Here is an 18,717-nt window from a genome sequence, read left to right on the forward strand (position 1 = left end):
CGGCTTGTTCATCGACCTCGCCGGTTCGGCATCGCCTCGTGCCGCGCGGCCGAGGTGGCGGAAAAACGACGTGTAGTCGACGTGGCTGTCCTTGAACAGGACGAGCAGCTCGTCGGAAAGTGTTTTCAGCTCTTGGCTTTCCACGTCCGCGGGCAAACCCAATTTGGCCCGCATTCCGGACAACCACACGGCGTCGTATTCGCGCTGGAAGACCCCGAACGAATTCTCCGCGAGCGCGACCCCCTCCTCGACATCGTCGGACAGCAGCGGAAGCAGCGTCTCGGCGAAACGGGCGAGGTTCCAGCCGGCGACGAGCGGCTGGTTGCCGTAGGCGTAGCGCCCCCAGAAGTCGATGGAACTGAACACCGTGTCGGGGTCGTACGCCTCCATGAAGGCGCACGGTCCGTAGTCGATCGTTTCGCCGGAGATCGTCATGTTGTCGGTGTTCATCACCCCATGGACGAATCCGATCAGCATCCAGCGCGCGACGAGCGATGCCTGGACTGCGACCACCCCTTCGAACAGCGCGAGGTAAGGGCGTTCGGCGTCCGCGGCACTGGGGTGGTGGCGGGCGATCGCATGGTCGGCGAGGCGGCGCAGCAGGCCCCCGTCGCCGGTGGACGCGGCGAACTGGAAGCTGCCCACCCGCAGGTGGCTGCTGGCCACGCGGGTCAGCACGGCGCCGGGCAGCTCCGCCTCACGAAGCACCGGGCGCCCGGTGCCCACGACGGCCAGCGATCGCGTCGTCGGCACCCCGAGCGCATGCATCGCCTCGCTGACGATGTACTCGCGCAGCATGGGCCCGACGGCCGCCAGGCCGTCCCCGCCGCGGGCGAACGGCGTGGGCCCCGAGCCTTTCAGGTGGATGTCGCGCAGCCGACCATCGTCGTCGACGAGCTCCCCGAGCAACAGTGCGCGCCCGTCGCCGAGCCGGGGGACGAAGCCGCCGAACTGATGCCCCGAATAGGCCTGGGCCACCGGAACGGCGCTGCTGGGGACCAAGTCGCCCACCAAGAAGCGCATCCCTTCGGGACTTCGCAGCCAGCCGGCGTCCAGGCCGAGTTCGGCGGCAAGCCGCTCGTTGAGGGCAAGCAGCCGCAAGTCGGCGGGCGCCTCAGCTTTCCAGCGGACGGCCATCTCCGGCAATTCGCGGAAAAACCGGTCCTGTAGGGCAACGGTCATATCCGGGGCGGCACTCACCTCAACGAGCCTACGGAATTCCTACGAGCCCAGGGCCTGCCCGATGAGGTCGCGGGCGCGATCGAGCATCGACGCGAACGGCCCCAGAGCGAAGTTCAGCTTGGCCGATTCCACGCCGGGATGCGGGTGGGTAGGCGCGATGGCCTGGGCCGCCCGCACCGCCGCACCCATCCGCTTGAGGTCGGCGTCGTCGACCTCGCGTTGCAGCACGGGAAACTCTTCGCTCTCCTCCTGCTTGGCGTGGTCGAGCACGGCCTCCCGGAGCTTGGTGACCTCGTCGATGAACTCCTTCGAGGTGACGTCGAGCTTCTCGATGCTCGACAGCAGCTCCTTGGCTTCGTGCTCTTCCTTGAGCCGGGCGTCGACGATCGCGTCACCGGCGTCGGCCTCGCGGCGCACGCGCGGGTGCACCACCATTTCTTCGGCTGTCTCGTGGACGGCCAGCAGCTGACGCAGCGTCGAGAACGGCTTCTCGCGCGCCTGCGGATCTGACGCGTGCAGCACCTCGTCGAACATGTCCTCGATGAGGTTGTGCTGCGCTTTCAGAAACGCGACGACTTCGTCGGGCGATTGGACAATCATGTCGGCCATCGCCGTACCTCACTGTTCTCTCGGGGATTAGGACTCGCACTATGGGCTGTGTGCGGCTTGACGAGGCATACCCGCTGTACAAGCCCCTAAACGAGGCCTCGCGGGCGCGGGTGGCCCGGGGAATCGTTTGACGCACAAGCCTTTTTCCTGTTCGGGCGCCGGGCCAGATCCCCGCCAGGCGCGGCGCCTGACGGGGATCTGAAGCCGAGCGAAGGAACTAGACGCGACGGTCGCCGGTGGCGGCTGGTCCGACACCGGTGCCGGTGACGGCGTCCTTGCGGCGCTTCAGTCCGGCGAGTCCGCCCAAGCCGAGCAGGCCGAGGAGGCCCCACAGCCCGGTGTTGTCGTTGTGTTGGCTGTTGTTGTTGTCGTTGTCCGCCAACGTGGTTGTGGTGGACGACGGCGCGGGAGAGGCCGCACTGGCGGCGTTGGCGACGCCTGCCCCACCGAACAACAGCGCCCCGGTGGCCGAAACGATCGCAATGGTCCTACGCATGTGTACTCCTAGTGGTTTGCCCCGGTCGGAACCCTGAAGGGTGCCGGGACGCATGTGAAGGACCAGGGTGCTCTAGTCCTCGCGGAAAGCGACGCTCCGCCGAAGCGGCGGCGTGGCAAGGCATGGCTACCCGGGAGGGCGGGCGTGAAACTTGCGCGGGGATATCGACTTGTTTGCTGTCCGGTCGCTGCGCCGGGATGCCCTCGCCCCCGCAAAAGCGATCTGGATCACACGGCGGAGGTCGATGTTATCTGTCGGCGCCCGAATGGGTAGCCGCTAAAAAGGCGCTTTCGTGCCGATCCAAACAATCAACGCAGGAGGCGAATTTCCATGACTTCATCGGACAAGACGACGGTGCTGGCGCAGTTGCGTGCGCTTCACCAGCTGACCAACACAGAGGTCCAGGTCGCCGAAACCCGCATCGCACAAGCGCGTACCGAGGCGGTCGAGCGTGAGCTGACGCAGAACGCGTCGAACGCCCGCGAGCGGTCCGAGGCCATCGAGAAGGCGATCCGCGGGCTCGGCGGCGTTCCCGACATCGTCGGCCCCTTCCTGGGCCGCGCCGCCGCCGCGGTCAAGGCGCTGACCGAACAGGCCCAGCCGTTCGACGAGGCGCTGCTCGGTGACCTGGCCCTGGAGGACCAGTTGCTGGACCGCGCCCGTTACCTCAAAGCCCTGGCCGTCGCGGCCGAGCTCCCCGAAATCGAGAGCCTGGCGACCCGGCTGATCACGGCCCACTCGGCGACCGTCGATTGGCTGACGACCGTGCTTGCAGAAGATGCGCTGGGCGGCCCCGCCGCGCTGCGCCGCACGCCGTTGCAGGCGGCGGCCGGTACAGCGGTGAAACTGGTGAACCTGCCGGTCGAGTGGTCGGTTAGGGGCGTCGACAGGGCCGCGGACGCGCTGCGCTCGGCCCGGCCGACGTTCAACGAGCTGGTGAGCCGGGGCGCGTACGCCGGTGACGTGGCTACCCGTGCGCTCGCCGCGTCGCGGAACGCCGCTCTCGAGGCGGCCGAGAGGGTTACCCGCAACGAGGGGGCCCGGCAGACCGCCGACGCCCTGCACGCGGCGCGTGCTGCTGTGGGAGTGCTCGACGCCGACGAGCTGCCCATCGCCAACTACGACGAGCTCAACGTCAGCGAGGCCGTCGCCGAGGTGAAGGACCTCACCAACCCGAGCGACGTGCGGGCGATCATCGCCTACGAAGAGGCGAACAAGAACCGCCAGCGGGTCGTGTCGGCCGCGCAGACGCGTGTCGCCGCGATCGCGCAAGAGGTAGTCGGCATCAACTAGCCGGAATCCGTAAGGCCGCCCGGGCGAGTTCCCTCCGCCCGGGCGGCCTTCGTCCGTCGAGGCGAATACGCAGTAAAGCGAGGGTTCTCCCGCCGCTGGGCGTCGTCGGGGGTGTCGCTCGCCCCGGGCGTCTCGGCTTTCCCGGGGCATGCCCGACCGCCCGTTTCGGGATATCGCTACGGTTAAGGCACTAACCCCACATCGACGAGCTACGAAAGACGGCAGATCAGCTAAAAATGTACGACCAGGTCAATAGCAGCGCGACGGAGCCCGACGACGTCATCGGCTACCGCATCGATCCCGTGTTGGCCCGGAGTTGGCTCCTGGTGAACGGTGCCCACGCCGACCGGTTCCAGTCCGCGGCGCATTCCCGGGCCGACATCGTCGTACTCGACATCGAGGACGCCGTCGCGCCGAAAGACAAGCACACCGCCCGCGACAACGTGGTGAGTTGGCTGGGAGCCGGCAACACCGACTGGGTGCGCGTCAACGGCTTCGGCACCCCCTGGTGGGCGGACGACCTCGCCGCGCTGGCCGGCACACCGGTCGGCGGGGTGATGCTGGCGATGGTCGAATCGGTGGACCACGTCACCGAGACCGCGCAACGGCTGCCGAACGTGCCGATCGTGGCGCTGGTGGAAACGGCCCGCGGGCTGGAACGCATCACCGAAATAGCCGCGGCCAAGGGCACCTTCCGGCTCGCCTTCGGCATCGGCGATTTCCGCCGCGATACCGGTTTCGGGGAAGACCCGAGCACGCTGGCCTACGCCCGGTCGCGCTTCACGATCGCCGCCAAGGCGGCCAGCCTGCCCAGCGCGATCGACGGACCGACAATCGGCTCCAACGCGTTGAAACTCATCGAAGCGACCGCCGTGTCGGTGGAGTTCGGGATGACGGGCAAGATCTGCCTGACCCCGGACCAATGCGCCGTCGTGAACGAGGGCCTGTCCCCGTCGCAGGACGAAATCTCTTGGGCCAAAGAGTTTTTCGCCGAATTCGAACGCGACGGGGGAGAGATCCGCAACGGGTCGGACCTGCCGCGGATTGCCAGGGCCACCAAAATCCTCGAGCTGGCTCGCGCCTACGACATAGAATCGTCGGACTTCGACGACGAAGAACGGGATCATTCACCCGCGCCGTCGGACACCTATCACTACTGAGCGGCAAAGCAGGTCCGGCATGAGCGTTGTGGTGGATTTTCATTTCGACCCGATGTGCCCGTTCGCCTATCAGACCTCGCTGTGGATCCGCGACGTTCGCGAGCAACTCGGCATCACCGTCGACTGGCGATTCTTCAGCCTCGAGGAAATCAACCGCTCAGAGGGCCAGAAGCACCCGTGGGAACGCGAGTGGTCCTATGGATGGTCGTTGATGCGCATCGGGGCGCTGCTGCGCCGAACGGACATGTCGCTGCTGGATCGGTGGTACGCCGCCACCGGGCATGAACTGCACACGCTCGGCGGCAAACCGCACGACCCCGCCGTCGCCCGCCGCTTGCTGAGCGAGATCGGCGTCGAGGCATCGGTTTTCGACGCGGCGCTGAGCGATCCGACGACCCACGACGAGATACGCGATGACCACCAACGGGTGATCGATGCCGGCGGATACGGAGTGCCGACGCTGTTCCTGTTGGGACAGTGCCTGTTTGGCCCCGTCCTGGTGGACCCGCCGACCGGGCCGAAGGCCCTGACGCTGTGGAACGTCGTCACCGGCATGGCCGAGCTGCCCCACGTGTACGAGCTGCAGCGGCCAAAGTCGAGCGCCGATGTCGAGCTGATTGGCCGCACGCTGCGTCCCTACCTGGATGGGCGCGACTGGGTCAGCATCAATCGCGGTGAGGTCGTCGATGTTTCGCGGTTCACCGACCAAGCCACCTAGGCCGCGTGACGTGCGAGTGACACCCCGATGCGGATTTCCAACTTGCTGACCGTGATCGCTGGGGCGCGCGGCGGGGCCATCGATCGGTAGCTCTTGCCGGTCGGCGTCGTGAATAGTGCTATGTGGGTGTGGTTTTCGTCGACCCCGGTGCTGACCCGCCAGCCCGCGGCTTCCTTCGTGTAGTTGCAGCTCTCGCACGACCCCAGACCGTTGTCCGCGGTGGTCGGGCCGCCGCCCGCCCACGGCTGTGCGTGGTCGCGGTGCCTGATCGGCGCGTCGCAGTACGGTGTGCGGCAACGCTGATCGCGCAGCCCGATGAATGCGGCCAGCCCGCGGGGAAAGATGCGTGCCCGGGACTCCATCGCCACTAGCGCCCCGGCCCGGGGGTGCGTATAGAGCCTGCGCAGCGTCGCGCGCGAGCGTCGGTCGGTGACAGCGCTGTTGACCATCGCGCGCGCGACCGCCGCGGGGATGGGACCGTAGCCGGAGATGTCGGCCGGCGCATCGTCACCGCCGAGCAGCGTCTCGTCGGATAGCACCAAGTTGACCGCGATCGGAGTCGGGACCGTGGCGCTGCGGCCGGTGACCCTTTCGACCAAGGTGTCTGCCATCACCTGGCCGCGCGAGCGCCCATCACCGCGGGTATCCGCTTCGCGGCGCAGCGCAGCGTAGACCGAAACGCCCTGGGCCACAGGAAGTAACGCGGTGAGATACGTCATCGTGTCCGGCGCCGGCCGAATGGTGACCGTGCGCTCCTGCTCCGCCTTGGCCGCCCGCTCGACGACCGCGTGCGGATCCAGCCGGTAGGCGATCGCTTTCGCGGCCGCGGCCACTCGCGCGTCGCCCATGCCGGCCAGGCTCGCCGGGTCGGCGCACAACTCCGCGTCCAGTGCGCGGCGGTCCTCGACGTCCAGGCAGGCGCTCTCGCGCACGATCAGCGTGGCGCGCCACTCCGACAGCGCCCCGCATTCCAGCGCCGCCAGGGTGTGCGGCATCTCGTAGACGAGGGCCTTGGCGAAGCCGAGATGCCGGCTGCCCCGCGCGGGGGAGTCGCGCCGCGCCAGTGCGACCTCGGCGGCCACGCCGCGGCCTCGCCGCGCGGCGGGCACCCCTGCCGCCGCTTCGGAGGCACGACGGGCCGCGTCCAGGGCGGCAGCCGCTCGGGCCTGTTCCGCGGCGGCCGCGCATTTGACCGTCTCCAGCTCCGCGATGCGCTCTATCAGCGCCGATTCGTCGGCCGGCGGGTCACCCTCCGTCAATTCTTCGAACATAGGTTCGATAGTAAACGGGGGCACCGACAACGCGCGCGTCGCTACGCTGGCGAGTATGAGCGCCAAGAGTCGGATCCGGGTGGCGCGAGTCTACGACGACGTCATCCCAGAGGAAGGCCAGCGCGTGCTGGTCGACCGAGTCTGGCCGCGAGGACTCCGCAAGGAGGACCCGCGGGTGGGTAGCTGGTGCAAGGAGGTCGCGCCATCGAAGGATCTGCGCGAGTGGTATCAGCACCGGCCCGAACGGTTCGACGAATTCGCCTCGCGGTACAAGGCGGAACTGCGGGGCAACCCGGCGCTGGAGGAGCTGCGAAAGCTGGCCGGCCGCGGCGTGGTCACCCTGGTGACGGCGACCCGCGATACGGACATCAGCCAGGCGGCCGTTCTCGCTGAGCTGCTGAAAAGCCGCTGAACGCGTGAGACGATCGGGCGATGCAGCTGGGATTGCACGCCCTGGGGATCGGTGCCGGCGCCGACCGCGCGGTGATCGATGCCGTCGCGTCAGCAGCGGACGACTGCGGCTTCGCCACGCTGTGGGTCGGCGAACACGTCGTCATGGTCGACCGGCCCGCGTCTCGCTATCCCTATTCGGATGACGGCGTCATCGCTGTTCCCGCACAAGCGGATTGGCTTGATCCGATGATCACGCTGAGCTTCGCCGCCGCCGCCTCGTCCCGGATCGGGCTGGCGACGGGCGTGCTCCTGCTGCCCGAACACAATCCGGTCGTGGTGGCCAAGCAGGCCGCCAGCCTGGATCGGCTCAGCGGTGGCCGGCTGACATTGGGCATCGGTGTCGGGTGGTCGAAGGAGGAATTCGCCGCGCTGTCAGTCCCTTTCGCCCATCGCGGCGCGCGGACCGCCGAATACGTTGCGGCGATGCGAGCGTTATGGCGTGACGACGTCGCTTCGTTCGACGGTGATTTCGTCTGCTTCGATGGCATTCGCGTGAACCCTAAGCCGGTGCGCGATCGTCGGATCCCGATCGTGATTGGGGGCAATAGCGATTCGGCCCTGCGCCGGGTGGCGACGTGGGGAGACGGCTGGTATGGGTTCAACATCGACGGCGTTGAGGCCGTCCGGGAACGCATCGCCAAGCTGGAGCAACTGTGTGCCGAGGCGGGGCGTGATCATGGGCAGCTTTGGCTGTCGGTGGCGTTGCGCGATCCGGGCGTTGCGGATGTCGGCGCCCTCGCCGAGTTGGGCGTTGACGAATTGGTTCTTGTCGCGGCGCCGCCGGACCGGCCCGACGCGGCCGCCGAATGGGTCTCGGCGCTGGCTGAGCAGTGGACGATGGCGACACCGGCATGAGCGAGGCCGATCCGATACTGCCGCGGGAGTTGACCGACATCCCCGACGAGGTGCGCGCCGTGCCGCCGCCGCCGATACCCGCATTGCCCGAGCCGTATGGGTTGCGTCTTGCCGACCCGGAGGCCGACGCCGAGATGATCACCGAGTGGATGAGCCGGCCGCATCTGGTGGAAGCGTGGGAGTCCGCCTGGCCTTTGGCGCGCTGGCGTCGTTATCTGGCCGCGCAACTCGAAGGCGGCTTCTCCCGCCCGTTCATTGCCACGCTCGATGCCATACCCCGCGCCTACATCGAGTTGTACCGGGCGGCAAAGGATTCCATTGCGAACCGATATGACTACGATCCCCACGATCTGGGTCTGCATGTCGCGGTAGCCGACCTGGATTACATCAAGCGGGGACACGTCAGTTACCTGCTGCCTTACCTGGTGGGCAGCATCTTGGGCCTCGATCCGCGATGTCGGCGCATCATGTTCGACCCCGACCACCGCAACGTCTTGGCGCGCACGTTCTGCGAGCGGGGCGGCTGTGTCTTCCTCGGCGAGCACGACATGTCGAATCGGCGGATGGCGCTCTACATGCTGCCCCGGACGCCCGAGGACGTTCCGCGCAGTTGACTCAGAGCCGCTCGGCAATGGACTGCGCGAGGAGCGCCGCCGCCTCACCCAGCGCGACGCTGATGACGATGTTGGCGACCGCCGCGCGCACCTGTCGCTCCTCGCCGAGCCGCTGAGTTTCCAACATCCAGGTGGAAAACGTGGTGTAGGCGCCGACGAAGGCGGTGCCGGCCAACAGGGCCGCCTCCTTGTTCAGCACCAGGCCGCCAAGAAATCCCAGCAGCGCCGCGCCGCTGACGTTCACGACGAGCGTGCCGAACGGGAAGGATTGGGCGGCCCTGCGGGCCACCGCGCGGTCGACCACGAACCGCAGCACCGACCCGACGCCGCCGATCAGCGCGACGCCAGTCCATACCGCAGCCGTCGTGAGCGCGCCGGCCGTCATGCGCGGATCCGTACCCTGCGCACCAATTTGGTGGCCAAGTGCACTGCCAGCAAGCCCAGCACGATGCTGGTCACGGTGTAGCACGCGGCCAGGGTCCAATGCCCGTGCTCGACCATCCTCAGCGTCTCGACTTGCATCGTGGAGAACGTGGTGAGTCCACCGCACAACCCGGTGCCGAGCAGGGGACGCCGGTAACTCGACAACGGCAACCGCTCTAGCAGCCGGGTGGTGAAGTAGCCCAAGAGGAATGCGCCGACGATGTTCACCGTCAACGTCGGCCACGGCCATTTCGCTGGGTCACCGGCGGCGAGCGTGCCCAGGCTGGCACGGGCGAGGGAGCCCAGCGCCCCGCCGGCAAAAACCGCGGCCAACTCGCGATAGTCGTGTGCCACGCGTAATCCCTTCCCCTCTCCAGGACTTACGGGTGGGTGAATCCGGGACGTCAGAAAAGTACCTGACAAGTCAGCGAGCTGCGCCACGGGCAGAATTGAGAACCATGGCCCACCCCCGCGCCGGTCAGCCGGCCCAGCCCCAAGACCTCGTCGACCTGCCCCACCTGGTGACGGCCTACTACTCGATCCAGCCCGATCCCGACGACGTCGCCCAGCAGGTGGTGTTCGGCACGTCGGGCCACCGCGGGTCCGCGCTCAACGGGGCGTTCAACGAGGCCCACATCCTGGCCATCACCCAGGCCATCGTCGAATACCGCGCCGCCCACGGCGCCACCGGACCGTTGTTCATCGGCCGTGACACACACGGCCTTTCCGAGCCGGCCTGGGTGTCGGCGCTGGAGGTCCTCGCGGCCAACGATGTGGTCACGATGGTCGACTCCCGCGACCGCTACACCCCGACGCCGGCCGTCAGCCACGCGATCCTCAGCTACAACCGCGGCCGCACCGAGGCGCTGGCCGACGGGATCGTCGTGACGCCGTCGCACAACCCACCGCCGGACGGCGGCTTCAAGTACAACCCGCCCAACGGCGGCCCGGCCGACACCGACGCGACCAACGCAATCGCCAAGCGCGCCAACGAGATTCTGCGTGATGGTGCCGGGGTGAAGCGGGTGCCGCTGGCCCGGGCGCTGCGGACCGTCCAGCGCCACGACTACCTCGGCAACTACGTCGACGACCTGGCAGGCGTGATCGACATCGACGCCATCCGCGCGGCCGGGGTGCGGATCGGGGCGGACCCGCTCGGCGGGGCGAGCGTCGACTACTGGGGTGAGATCGCGCAGCGGCACCGTCTGGACCTGACCGTGGTCAACCCGCTGGTCGATGCGACCTGGCGGTTCATGACGCTCGATCACGACGGCAAGATCCGGATGGACTGCAGCTCGCCGGACGCGATGGCCGGCCTCATCGCCAATCGCGACCGCTATCAGATCGCCACCGGCAACGACGCGGACTCCGACCGCCACGGCATCGTCACGCCCGACGAAGGGCTGCTCAACCCCAACCACTACCTGGCGGTGGCCATCGATTACCTCTACACGCACCGACCGTCGTGGCCGGAGGGCATCGCCGTCGGCAAGACCGCGGTCAGTTCGTCGATCATCGACCGGGTTGTCGCCGGCATCGGCCGCAAGCTCGTCGAGGTGCCGGTCGGGTTCAAGTGGTTCGTCGACGGCCTGATCGGCGGCACCATCGGCTTCGGTGGCGAGGAGTCGGCGGGGGCGTCGTTCCTGCGGCGCGACGGCTCGGTCTGGACCACCGACAAGGACGGCATCATCCTCGCGCTGCTGGCCTCCGAGATCCTGGCCGTCACGGGGTCCACGCCGTCGCAGCGCTACCGGGAACTGACCGCCGAATACGGCACACCCTTCTACGCGCGGGTCGACGCGCCCGCCGATCGTGACCAAAAAGCCCGGCTGGCCAAGCTCTCGCCCGAGCAGGTGACCGCGACCGAGGTGGCCGGCGAGCCGATCACCGCGAAACTCACCGCCGCGCCCGGCAACGGTGCCGCGCTGGGCGGATTGAAGGTGACGACCGCCAACGCATGGTTTGCCGCGCGGCCGTCGGGCACCGAGGACGTCTACAAGATTTACGCGGAATCCTTCAACGGTCCCGAGCATTTGGCGGAGGTGCAGGAAGCCGCGCGCGAGGTGGTTAATAAAGTCATTGGGTGACGATTTCGCTCAGGCTTACCCGTTCGGGAGAACGTGGTTCCCGTCCCCCGCGGCTGCCGCGCGAAGTCTGGATTCTGAGCTGGGCGAATGTCATGGTCGCGCTGGGCTATGGCGTCATCTCGCCGGCGATGCCCGCTTTCGCCCATACCTTTGGCGTCAGCATCAAGGCGGTGACTTTCTTGGTCACCGTCTTTTCCTTGAGCCGGTTGTGTTTTGCCCCTGTGAGCGGGGTGCTGGTGCAGCGGTTGGGCGAGCGCCGGATTTACATCGGTGGTTTGCTGATCGTGGCGTTGTCCACCATCGCGTGCGCGTATTCGCAGGCCTATTGGCAACTACTGGCTTTCCGGGCCATCAGCGGCATCGGCTCGACGATGTTTTACGTCTCGGCGTTGGGGCTGATGATCCACATCAGCCCGCCCGATGCGCGCGGACGGATCGCCGGGTTGTTCACCACGTCGTTCATGGTTGGCGCGGTCGGCGGCCCGGCCGTCGGCGGCCTGACCGCGGGGTGGGGGTTGACCGCGCCATTCATCGTGTACGGCGTCGCGATGCTGGGGGTTGCGGCTGTGTTGTTTTATGGCCTGCGGCATTCGGAGCTCGCCGCGCCCCGTCCGCCGACACGGTCCACGGTGACGATGCGCCAGGCGCTGCGATTCCGCGCCTATTGGGCAGCGCTGTTGGCCAATTTCGCGACCGGCTGGGCGGCGTTTGGGCTGCGCGTCGCGCTGGTGCCGCTGTTTCTCTCCGACGTCATGGGCGAAAGCGTCGGAATGATCGGGGTGGCGCTGGCGGCCTTTGCGGCCGGCAACGCTGTGGCCGTCGTTCCCAGCGGGTACCTGTCCGACCGGATGGGACGGCGCACGTTGTTGATCATCGGCCTGGCGGCGTCCGGTGTGGCGACCGCCGCGCTGGGAGTCGTGTCGTCGTTGCCGGCGTTCATGATCGCTGCGGCGGTATCCGGTGCGACCACAGGCATTTTCATGTCGCCGATGCAGGCCGCGGTGGCGGACATTCTCGGCAGCGAGGCGCGCGCTGGAATGCCGGTGGCGGCGGTGCAGATGCTGTCCGATCTAGGTGCCATCGTCGGCTCCGTGACGGTCGGTTGGGCCGCCGAGGAATTGAGCTTCGGTTGGGGCTTCGGCATCAGCGGGATTGTGCTGGTGATCGCCGCCTTCGGTTGGATCCTGGCGCCGGAGACGCGGACGCTGATTCATCCCGAGCACGGCCTGGCGGAGCCCCAGGCGGACGGCGAGGCGGCCTGAACAGCGGCTTTGAACCGGGGTGGCGGTTGGTGTAGCTTCGATTGGCACGACTTGGGGCTATGGCGCAGCTGGTAGCGCACCACACTGGCAGTGTGGGGGTCAGGGGTTCGAGTCCCCTTAGCTCCACCGAAATTCGGCAGTGCGACGAAACGTGGGCTTAAGGATGTAGGTTCCACTGGCCGCAATCGCCGGCGAGGACGTCGTTGACGTCGACTTCGAGCCCTCCGACTCTTGGGCCGGGATTCGCTGCCGTACTCACCACGCGTTGGTAGAGAACCGCGGCAGGGTCGACCTGGCCGTGGGACCAGGCCTTGGTCTGCCAGGCCCACCGGTGGCCGGGGGTGCGCGAATTGCCGATAACGCCGTCGGCGGCGGCCCATCGGCACACATCGAGACCGCCGTAGACACCGGTGCGCTGCACTCCCAGCACCGAATTGATTCCGCGAAACCACTTGACCGCCAAGTTGTTCCAAGTGTCGTGGTCTATGTCCTCGTCGACGCTGAAGAAGATCGGGGCGCTCTGACCGCCACCCGCCGCGGTGTGCAGGCCCCAGGCGGTGCGCGCATCGGCAACACCGCCCTCGAACCCGCGCCTGAAGTCCGATGGTGCCGTCCCGCCCGGCTTACCGTATTGGTAATTGCTGACGATCATCAGCCCGGCAGCGGTCAGCTGCTCGGCGTAAGGCCGGGTGATCGGCTTGGCGCCCATGGACGAGCCGGGACGCGATAACGACACGTAGTTGATGACCCCGGCGTAGCCGGCAGCTCGAATCTGCTCCGCTGGAATTTGGCGCATGGCGAAGTCGATCAGTTTGGGAGTGGTGGCAGCCGTCGTAGGAACGGCATCCGCCGTAGGGATGGCGACACTGGCTGATGCCGCATACAACGCCGGCAGTGCAGATATAGCGATGGCGTAGCGCAATACGTCGCGTCGGGGGAGAGGGCGCGACCGGGGCAAGCGCACGGTCACCGACAAGTCCTGCATCGCGTGATGTTAAGTTTGTGATTTTTGTTAACAGAAGTGTCGTGCTGTAGTCGATATCAAATCGATCCCGTGTCGTTCACCGACCTGAGTCAATGGCTGGAAGCGTCAGCGACGATTCCGTCGGCAGGGAACTCTCAGCATCCCGGTACCCCTGGTACGCATAACCCGCCACTCGTGTGGGTACGCGGCCGAGTGAACGCTTGTTCGCGAGAATCTATGCCCGCACAGCCTGTCGGCGGGAGGGAGCTTCTGATGCCCGAGGTCCAACTTCATCACGATGGACACCCCACATATCGCAGGATGGTCCGGTTCGATTGGTCGGAGACGCCGGTGCACTGGGTGCCCGACGACCCGTTCTCGACGCACATGATCAACGTCCTGCATCTGTTGCTGCCGGAGGGCGAGCGGCACTTCATCAAGGCCGTGCTCGAAGCGTCGTCGCTGGTCGAGGACCCGGAGTTGGAGGCGGCCATCAAGCCGTTCATCCAGCAGGAGTCCTGGCATGCGTGGGCGCATCAGGTGGTGCTGGACCACCTGGCCGAGCAGGGCATCGAGACCAAGCCGTATACCGATCGGCTCGGCAGGCTGTTGTCGATGACGCTGGGCGACGCGCCCAAGTGGTTTCCGCCTGCCATGAAGCGGTGGTGGCTGTACCGGCGGCTGGCCGATGTGGCCGCGCTGGAACATTACACCGCGATGTTGGGCCAGTGGGTGCTGACGAACCGGGGTCTGGACTACGCGAAGGCCGACCCCATGATGCTTGACCTGCTGCGTTGGCACGGCGCGGAGGAGGTCGAGCACCGTTCGCTGGTGTACGACGTCTACCAGCACGTCTCTGGGAGCTACCTGATCAGGGCGTTCTCGATGCTGTTCGTCTCGCCGCTGTTCATCGGTTGGTGGGTCGCGGGGGCTCGTTACCTGATGGCCCAAGACCCGACCATCGATGACAAGTGGCGCTGGCGGGACTGGTTATGGGCCGCCCGCGAGTACCGGTTGCCGGGCCCGTGGAAGCTCATGGTGACGACGCCCGTCAGGTACATGCGGCCCAGCCATCATCCCAACGACGAGGCGGACACGCAGATGGCGATCGACTACCTGGACTATTCGCCGGTGGCGAAGGCCGCCCGGGAGCGGGCGCGAGCCCAGGGGAAGTCACCGGATCAAACCCAAGGGATCGAGACTTCCGGCAACGGAGCACGAAAGGCGAAGGCGCGATGAAGGTTTCGGTAGATCTTGACACCTGCGATGGCAACGGCGTGTGCATGAGCATCTGCCACGAGGTGTTCGACGTGCGCGAGGACGGTCTCCACGTACTGCAGGAGGATGCACCCGACGAGCTGCGCCAGCAGTTGATCGGCGCCCAAGTGTCGTGTCCCACGCAGGCGATCACGGTGAAGGATTGAGCGATGCCGAGGGGAAGAGACCTGAAAGAGATCGTCGTCGTCGGTGCCGGCGTGGCGGGCACGCGCGCGGCGGAAACGCTGCGGCAGGAGGGCTATGACGGCGCCCTGACCATCGTCGGCGCCGAGCGGCACGCCCCTTACCATCGCCCGCCGCTGTCGAAGAAGTTCCTCACCGGCAAGGTGCACCGGGCCGGCGTCGACCTGGCGCCGCAATTCGACATGGAAGCGCGCGTCGTGCGCGGCGCATCGGCCCTCAGGTTGGACCTGTCCTCACGCACCGTTCATATGCGCGACGACGGCCAGGAATTCGCCTTGCCGTTCGACGGGCTGGTGATCGCCAGCGGCGCGGTCCCACGCGAATGGCCCGGTGGCCCGGTCGCGGACGGGGTGCTGATGCTGCGCACGGTCGAGGACTGCCTGACCATCCGGGACCGACTAAGTTCGCGACCGCGGGTGGTGGTCGTCGGCGGCGGGTTCATCGGCGCCGAGGTCGCCGCGAGTTGCCGGGCGATGGGTTTGGACGTGGTGCTGGTCGAGAAGGCCGGCAGCTTATTGCTTTCCGCGCTGGGTGAGGAACTGGGGTCGCGCTGGGCCGACCTCCATCGTCAACATGGCGTGGAGCTGCGAGTGGGCGTGGGCGTCGAGGGATTCGAGGGTAACGGCCGGGTGGAGGGCGTCCGGCTCACCGACGGCTCACGGGTTCCGGCCGACCTCGTCATCGTTGGGCTCGGGGTCATCCCGGCCACCGACTGGCTGGACGGCTCCGGATTGCGTGTCGACGACGGCGTGATTTGCGACGCGACGGGCGCGGCCGAGGGCGGGGACGCCGTTGTTGCCGCCGGCGATGTCGCGCGGTGGTGGCACCCGCTGTACGAACGGCATCTGCGCACCGAGCACTGGGACGACGCGGGCCGTCAAGGCGCGGCTGCGGCCAGGACCCTGCTGGCGGGGCCGGACGGCGCGGAGTCCTATGACGAGGTGCCGTACTTCTGGTCCGATCAGTACGACGTCAAGCTGCAAATGCTCGGCGTGCCAACCGATTACGATGCGGTCGAGGTCGTCGAAGGCGATCCGGGCACCTGGGAGTTCGTCGCCGCGTACGGGCGGGGCGGTCGCACCATCGCTGTGCTCGGGACTATCCCGGGCCGGGTATATGCCTATCGCGAAGCCATCGAGAAGCGAGCCGAATTTCCGCCGAGCCGACCGGATTAGCGAATGCGGGCATCCGCTACTGCGTATCCGGTTCTGGCCGAACGTCACTCACTCGCAGGAACGAGAATGGTCTTTCCCGGCAGGCGATTGGCGTCGGAGTCATCGTGCACGGCGGCGACGTCGGTCAGCGGGCGGCGGCCGGCGACGTCGATCGCCAGTTGCCCGGCATCGACCCGGTTGACGAGTTCGCCCAGCTGCGCGGCGTCGCTGCGGACGAAGACGCGCTGCGCCCGCACCCCCCGTGCCGGGTCCTCGGCTCCCGATGTCATGGTGCCGATATAGAACCCACCGTCGGCGACCAGACCGACGAGGGCCGCGGTCTGCTCCGGTGAGGTACTGACCAGATTCAGCACCACGTCGAACGGCTGCCCGGCGACGGCGAGCGGCGTGGACGTGTAGTCGATGTAGTCGATGATCCGGTCGGCCCCGTAGCGCCGCAGGCGGTTCTCGCTGCGGGCCGAGGCGGTCGCGGTGACAACGCCTCCGGCCTGCTGGGCCAGTTGAACCGCGTAGCCGCCGACCGCTCCACCCGCTCCGTTGATCAGAACGGACTGACCGGCCCTCAACTCGGCGACCTCGAACAGCGCCTGCAAAGCCGTCAAACCGACGGTCGGCAGTGCGGCGGCATCGGCCAGCGGCACCGACTTCGGCGCGGCGGTCAGCACCCCGGCCGGTGCGAGCGCGTACTCGGCGGCAGCGCCCGGGGCGTCCAGCGGAAGCATCCCGACGACGGCGTCGCCAACTTTCCAGCCGGTCACCCCCTCGCCGAGACCGGCGACGATTCCCGCCACGTCGACGCCCGGGGTGTGGGGGAAGGAGATGGCGTACACCTCGGACAGGTAGCCGCCGCGGATGCCGGCATCGACCGGGTTGAAGGAGGTGGCCGCCACCTTCACCAGGACCTGGCCCGGGCCGGGCGCCGGCCGCCGAACCTCCTCATACCGCAGCACGTCGCTGCCGCCGTAACGGTGATACTGCACAGCCTTCATGATCTTCTCCGTTCGTAGGTGCTTCGAGATCGAAGCGGTTGCAGTCCGTACAACTTGCTTCGAAGTCGAAGCGATCCCGGAGGGCGGCGTGATGACCACCACATTGCTTCAATGTCGAAGCATTATGATCGCGTCATGACGGAGTCGCTAAAGCCCCCGCAGATGCGCGCGTACTTCGCCCTGATGGAGGGAGTAAGCCTGCTCCAGTACGCCGTGCAACGACAGTTACGGGCCGAGGGCGATCTCAGCTATGTGCAGTTCGAGATCCTGGCGAAGCTTGCCGACGCCCAGCGTCACCTCACCATGACCGAGCTGGCCGACGGTGTGGTCTACAGCCGCAGCGGTCTGACCCATCAGGCGGGCCTGTTGGAGCAGGCGGGCCTCATCGCCCGCGAAACCAGCGACGCTGACCAGCGCGCCACGGTCGTCCGCATCACGCGGGCCGGCCACGCGCGCCTCGCCAAAGTCCTGCCCGGCCACATCGGCGTGGTCCGCGACTTGCTGTTCGATGCCCTTTCGGGCGAGGACGTGCGCGCGCTGGCCGACATCATGGGTCGCGCCCGCGATCACATGCGTGCTCGACCAGGGCGTTCGGCCGCCTCGCGCAAACGCCGGCGCTGATCTCATCCGACCTTCGTCAACGGTGTGCAGCCGTGCGTGATGAACTTCGCCACCTCGGGAGCCTGAATTCGCGCGACCACCGGGTTTTTCTGGGTCCCGCTGTCGGAAGCGATCAATTTCCCGTCGCCCGTCCACGTTGTGAAGATGCACGCGGCCGAATAGTCGCCCGGTTCGGCATGGGCGACGTAGGTGCCGTAGGGGAGCTGGGCGGGCACCGCGTAGGAACCGGGCCCGTAGCCTCCGTCCGCATGCGCCGACGGGACGGCAAGACTGCCGATGATCAACGCGGACACGGCGCTCGCCGCGAGTCCGGGCGGCTGGACCGGTCGCATAAGCGCAAACATTAAGTCCCGGCGACGACCTGGTGGAGAGTGCGCATCAGTTGCGTGCCAGTCTGACTGGCCGATTAGGTTTTCGCCACGATGCGCATTAATCTTTCCCGCGGTTCGATTGCGACTCTCCGAAAGCAGCCATGCCCATTCAGCCCACCCTGTTGCGCCGACAATCACTGCGCAGCGCCCGTGCACATCGGGCCGCTCCCCGCGTGAAGTGCCCCATGGTCGGCCAGTGCTTCGATATCGAAATCACGCGCGACGCTGACGGGTGGATGATCCGGATTCCCGAGATCAGCAGGATCACGCGGACCAGCCGCCGGGGTGCGGTGGAGTTGGCGGCGCGTGAATGCATTGCGACCTGGACCGGCATCCCCATCGGCTATGTCGCCGTCTACGTCGTCAGCGAGACCGGTTAGCCGCGGACAGGCCCCGGCCTCATGTTGGCCAAGGTGTATCCCGCGCGTGATCGCGCCGCGACGGTGACGCACAACGCTCATCATCATGACGGTGCTCGCGGCAGTCGCCGCGTTGACGGTGGCGATGTGTGTCGGCTACTGCCTCGGCCGGCGCGCTGGGGCGAGGCCGCGAAGCTGGAAGGGGCGAACGAGCCGGGTGGCGTTGGGGCGGCTCGCGATCAGTCTGGTCGTGTTGTTGACCGCGCGCCGTGCGATGACCATGTGGGGGCCCAGATTCGGTGCTCCCCTCGGACTGCTGCGGGGTGGCGTTGCGCGGATGCGGTATTGAGCGAC

The 18,717-nt window shown here is 67.3% G+C and carries 23 protein-coding genes and 1 tRNA gene; 15 read left to right on the forward strand and 9 right to left on the reverse strand.

Features of this window, described 5'->3' with window-relative positions; genetic code table 11:
* The 3 genes from A5711_RS08770 to A5711_RS08780 form a co-directional block, all read right to left on the reverse strand.
* Positions 1 to 1,182: YdiU family protein (locus A5711_RS08770; protein ID WP_197520761.1), on the reverse strand; the 1,182-nt coding region annotated here is incomplete at its 3' end.
* A gap of 39 nt (positions 1,183 to 1,221) precedes the next feature.
* Positions 1,222 to 1,791: a hemerythrin domain-containing protein gene (locus A5711_RS08775; protein WP_067945516.1), complete on the reverse strand. Its 570-nt coding sequence runs from the start codon at positions 1,789 to 1,791 to the stop codon at positions 1,222 to 1,224.
* A 217-nt stretch (positions 1,792 to 2,008) separates the two neighbouring features.
* Entirely contained in the window at positions 2,009 to 2,287 is a 279-nt protein-coding gene (locus A5711_RS08780) for a WGxxGxxG family protein (protein WP_067945518.1), read from the reverse strand.
* A gap of 330 nt (positions 2,288 to 2,617) precedes the next feature.
* On the opposite strand from A5711_RS08780, the gene A5711_RS08785 reads away from it, so the two are divergent.
* The 3 genes from A5711_RS08785 to A5711_RS08795 all read left to right on the forward strand — a co-directional run bounded on the left by A5711_RS08785 (position 2,618) and on the right by A5711_RS08795 (position 5,458).
* A complete protein-coding gene (locus A5711_RS08785; RefSeq protein ID WP_067945520.1) occupies positions 2,618 to 3,580 on the forward strand; it encodes a hypothetical protein in 963 nt (320 codons plus the stop codon).
* Positions 3,581 to 3,816: 236 nt separating this feature from the next.
* Positions 3,817 to 4,740: a CoA ester lyase gene (locus A5711_RS08790; protein ID WP_067945522.1), complete on the forward strand. Its 924-nt coding sequence runs from the start codon at positions 3,817 to 3,819 to the stop codon at positions 4,738 to 4,740.
* Between the two features lie 19 nt (positions 4,741 to 4,759).
* A complete protein-coding gene (locus A5711_RS08795) occupies positions 4,760 to 5,458 on the forward strand; it encodes a DsbA family protein (RefSeq protein ID WP_067945524.1) in 699 nt (232 codons plus the stop codon).
* Here the strand turns inward: A5711_RS08795 and A5711_RS08800 are convergent.
* Positions 5,455 to 6,729, reverse strand: coding sequence for an HNH endonuclease signature motif containing protein (locus A5711_RS08800; protein WP_067945526.1), 1,275 nt, complete (start codon positions 6,727 to 6,729; stop codon positions 5,455 to 5,457). The genes A5711_RS08795 and A5711_RS08800 overlap by 4 nt on opposite strands.
* Positions 6,730 to 6,784: 55 nt before the next feature.
* On the opposite strand from A5711_RS08800, the gene A5711_RS08805 reads away from it, so the two are divergent.
* From A5711_RS08805 to A5711_RS08815, 3 genes are read left to right on the forward strand one after another with little or no spacing between them, the layout of a single operon-like run.
* Complete coding sequence (locus A5711_RS08805; RefSeq protein ID WP_067945528.1) at positions 6,785 to 7,141, forward strand: DUF488 domain-containing protein; 357 nt, start codon at positions 6,785 to 6,787, stop codon at positions 7,139 to 7,141.
* A gap of 20 nt (positions 7,142 to 7,161) precedes the next feature.
* The gene (locus A5711_RS08810; RefSeq protein ID WP_067945530.1) at positions 7,162 to 8,037 is read left to right on the forward strand and encodes an LLM class F420-dependent oxidoreductase; all 876 of its coding nucleotides are present in this window, start codon (positions 7,162 to 7,164) and stop codon (positions 8,035 to 8,037) included.
* Complete coding sequence (locus A5711_RS08815) at positions 8,034 to 8,651, forward strand: GNAT family N-acetyltransferase (RefSeq protein WP_067945709.1); 618 nt, start codon at positions 8,034 to 8,036, stop codon at positions 8,649 to 8,651. Before A5711_RS08810 ends, A5711_RS08815 begins: the two co-directional genes overlap by 4 nt.
* Position 8,652: 1 nt before the next feature.
* On the opposite strand, the gene crcB (A5711_RS08820) is transcribed toward A5711_RS08815, so the two are convergent.
* Entirely contained in the window at positions 8,653 to 9,036 is a 384-nt protein-coding gene (gene crcB, locus A5711_RS08820; RefSeq protein WP_067945532.1) for a fluoride efflux transporter CrcB, read from the reverse strand.
* Entirely contained in the window at positions 9,033 to 9,428 is a 396-nt protein-coding gene (gene crcB, locus A5711_RS08825; protein WP_067945533.1) for a fluoride efflux transporter CrcB, read from the reverse strand. The genes crcB (A5711_RS08820) and crcB (A5711_RS08825) overlap by 4 nt, the downstream gene beginning before the upstream one ends.
* 104 nt (positions 9,429 to 9,532) lie before the next feature.
* On the opposite strand from crcB (A5711_RS08825), the gene pgm reads away from it, so the two are divergent.
* From pgm to A5711_RS08840, 3 genes are all read left to right on the forward strand, one after another.
* Positions 9,533 to 11,161 (forward strand): phosphoglucomutase (alpha-D-glucose-1,6-bisphosphate-dependent), encoded by a 1,629-nt coding sequence (pgm, locus tag A5711_RS08830; RefSeq protein ID WP_067945535.1) that lies wholly within the window; start codon positions 9,533 to 9,535, stop codon positions 11,159 to 11,161.
* Positions 11,162 to 11,253: 92 nt separating this feature from the next.
* Positions 11,254 to 12,423 carry an MFS transporter gene (locus A5711_RS08835; RefSeq protein WP_067945537.1) on the forward strand — a complete coding sequence of 390 codons (1,170 nt, stop codon included), beginning with the start codon at positions 11,254 to 11,256 and terminating at the stop codon, positions 12,421 to 12,423.
* Between the two features lie 53 nt (positions 12,424 to 12,476).
* Positions 12,477 to 12,549 (forward strand) — tRNA-Ala (locus A5711_RS08840).
* 31 nt (positions 12,550 to 12,580) lie between these two features.
* On the opposite strand, the gene A5711_RS08845 is transcribed toward A5711_RS08840, so the two are convergent.
* On the reverse strand, positions 12,581 to 13,408 hold the full coding sequence (locus A5711_RS08845) for a DUF1906 domain-containing protein (protein ID WP_067945539.1): 828 nt from the start codon (positions 13,406 to 13,408) through the stop codon (positions 12,581 to 12,583).
* Between the two features lie 252 nt (positions 13,409 to 13,660).
* Between A5711_RS08845 and A5711_RS08850 the strand changes: the two genes are divergently transcribed.
* Genes A5711_RS08850 through A5711_RS08860 form a run of 3 tightly spaced genes read left to right on the forward strand, consistent with a single transcriptional unit; the run spans position 13,661 to position 16,023 of the window.
* Positions 13,661 to 14,626 carry a metal-dependent hydrolase gene (locus A5711_RS08850; protein ID WP_067945541.1) on the forward strand — a complete coding sequence of 322 codons (966 nt, stop codon included), beginning with the start codon at positions 13,661 to 13,663 and terminating at the stop codon, positions 14,624 to 14,626.
* Positions 14,623 to 14,811: a ferredoxin gene (locus tag A5711_RS08855; protein WP_067945543.1), complete on the forward strand. Its 189-nt coding sequence runs from the start codon at positions 14,623 to 14,625 to the stop codon at positions 14,809 to 14,811. Before A5711_RS08850 ends, A5711_RS08855 begins: the two co-directional genes overlap by 4 nt.
* A gap of 3 nt (positions 14,812 to 14,814) precedes the next feature.
* Positions 14,815 to 16,023 carry an NAD(P)/FAD-dependent oxidoreductase gene (locus A5711_RS08860; RefSeq protein ID WP_067945545.1) on the forward strand — a complete coding sequence of 403 codons (1,209 nt, stop codon included), beginning with the start codon at positions 14,815 to 14,817 and terminating at the stop codon, positions 16,021 to 16,023.
* Positions 16,024 to 16,067: 44 nt separating this feature from the next.
* Here A5711_RS08860 and A5711_RS08865 read toward each other — a convergent pair whose 3' ends face one another.
* Complete coding sequence (locus A5711_RS08865) at positions 16,068 to 17,012, reverse strand: NADP-dependent oxidoreductase (protein ID WP_067945547.1); 945 nt, start codon at positions 17,010 to 17,012, stop codon at positions 16,068 to 16,070.
* Positions 17,013 to 17,147: 135 nt separating this feature from the next.
* Between A5711_RS08865 and A5711_RS08870 the strand changes: the two genes are divergently transcribed.
* Positions 17,148 to 17,633, forward strand: coding sequence for a MarR family winged helix-turn-helix transcriptional regulator (locus A5711_RS08870; RefSeq protein ID WP_067945711.1), 486 nt, complete (start codon positions 17,148 to 17,150; stop codon positions 17,631 to 17,633).
* A 2-nt stretch (positions 17,634 to 17,635) separates the two neighbouring features.
* Here the strand turns inward: A5711_RS08870 and A5711_RS08875 are convergent, their stop codons facing one another.
* Positions 17,636 to 17,965, reverse strand: coding sequence for a hypothetical protein (locus A5711_RS08875; protein WP_067945549.1), 330 nt, complete (start codon positions 17,963 to 17,965; stop codon positions 17,636 to 17,638).
* A gap of 224 nt (positions 17,966 to 18,189) precedes the next feature.
* Between A5711_RS08875 and A5711_RS08880 the strand changes: the two genes are divergently transcribed.
* Together A5711_RS08880 and A5711_RS08885 are read left to right on the forward strand one after the other, a co-directional pair.
* A complete protein-coding gene (locus tag A5711_RS08880; protein WP_067945713.1) occupies positions 18,190 to 18,384 on the forward strand; it encodes a long chain fatty acid-CoA synthetase Faa4p in 195 nt (64 codons plus the stop codon).
* An 85-nt stretch (positions 18,385 to 18,469) separates the two neighbouring features.
* The gene (locus A5711_RS08885) at positions 18,470 to 18,712 is read left to right on the forward strand and encodes a hypothetical protein (protein ID WP_067945551.1); all 243 of its coding nucleotides are present in this window, start codon (positions 18,470 to 18,472) and stop codon (positions 18,710 to 18,712) included.
* Positions 18,713 to 18,717 lie beyond the last annotated feature (5 nt).

This window comes from Mycobacterium sp. E2238 (genome assembly GCF_001672665.1).
Lineage (GTDB): Bacteria > Actinomycetota > Actinomycetes > Mycobacteriales > Mycobacteriaceae > Mycobacterium.

Coding starts and splice junctions, on each gene's coding strand:
- A5711_RS08775 (WP_067945516.1), bottom strand. CDS start 1,791: ATGGCCGACATGATTGTCCAATCGCCCGACGAAGTCGTCGCGTTTCTG.
- A5711_RS08780 (WP_067945518.1), bottom strand. CDS start 2,287: ATGCGTAGGACCATTGCGATCGTTTCGGCCACCGGGGCGCTGTTGTTC.
- A5711_RS08785 (WP_067945520.1), top strand. CDS start 2,618: ATGACTTCATCGGACAAGACGACGGTGCTGGCGCAGTTGCGTGCGCTT.
- A5711_RS08790 (WP_067945522.1), top strand. CDS start 3,817: ATGTACGACCAGGTCAATAGCAGCGCGACGGAGCCCGACGACGTCATC.
- A5711_RS08795 (WP_067945524.1), top strand. CDS start 4,760: ATGAGCGTTGTGGTGGATTTTCATTTCGACCCGATGTGCCCGTTCGCC.
- A5711_RS08800 (WP_067945526.1), bottom strand. CDS start 6,729: ATGTTCGAAGAATTGACGGAGGGTGACCCGCCGGCCGACGAATCGGCG.
- A5711_RS08805 (WP_067945528.1), top strand. CDS start 6,785: ATGAGCGCCAAGAGTCGGATCCGGGTGGCGCGAGTCTACGACGACGTC.
- A5711_RS08810 (WP_067945530.1), top strand. CDS start 7,162: ATGCAGCTGGGATTGCACGCCCTGGGGATCGGTGCCGGCGCCGACCGC.
- A5711_RS08815 (WP_067945709.1), top strand. CDS start 8,034: ATGAGCGAGGCCGATCCGATACTGCCGCGGGAGTTGACCGACATCCCC.
- crcB (WP_067945532.1), bottom strand. CDS start 9,036: ATGACGGCCGGCGCGCTCACGACGGCTGCGGTATGGACTGGCGTCGCG.
- pgm (WP_067945535.1), top strand. CDS start 9,533: ATGGCCCACCCCCGCGCCGGTCAGCCGGCCCAGCCCCAAGACCTCGTC.
- A5711_RS08835 (WP_067945537.1), top strand. CDS start 11,254: ATGGTCGCGCTGGGCTATGGCGTCATCTCGCCGGCGATGCCCGCTTTC.
- A5711_RS08845 (WP_067945539.1), bottom strand. CDS start 13,408: ATGCAGGACTTGTCGGTGACCGTGCGCTTGCCCCGGTCGCGCCCTCTC.
- A5711_RS08850 (WP_067945541.1), top strand. CDS start 13,661: ATGCCCGAGGTCCAACTTCATCACGATGGACACCCCACATATCGCAGG.
- A5711_RS08855 (WP_067945543.1), top strand. CDS start 14,623: ATGAAGGTTTCGGTAGATCTTGACACCTGCGATGGCAACGGCGTGTGC.
- A5711_RS08860 (WP_067945545.1), top strand. CDS start 14,815: ATGCCGAGGGGAAGAGACCTGAAAGAGATCGTCGTCGTCGGTGCCGGC.
- A5711_RS08865 (WP_067945547.1), bottom strand. CDS start 17,012: ATGAAGGCTGTGCAGTATCACCGTTACGGCGGCAGCGACGTGCTGCGG.
- A5711_RS08870 (WP_067945711.1), top strand. CDS start 17,148: ATGACGGAGTCGCTAAAGCCCCCGCAGATGCGCGCGTACTTCGCCCTG.
- A5711_RS08875 (WP_067945549.1), bottom strand. CDS start 17,965: ATGCGACCGGTCCAGCCGCCCGGACTCGCGGCGAGCGCCGTGTCCGCG.
- A5711_RS08880 (WP_067945713.1), top strand. CDS start 18,190: ATGGTCGGCCAGTGCTTCGATATCGAAATCACGCGCGACGCTGACGGG.
- A5711_RS08885 (WP_067945551.1), top strand. CDS start 18,470: ATGACGGTGCTCGCGGCAGTCGCCGCGTTGACGGTGGCGATGTGTGTC.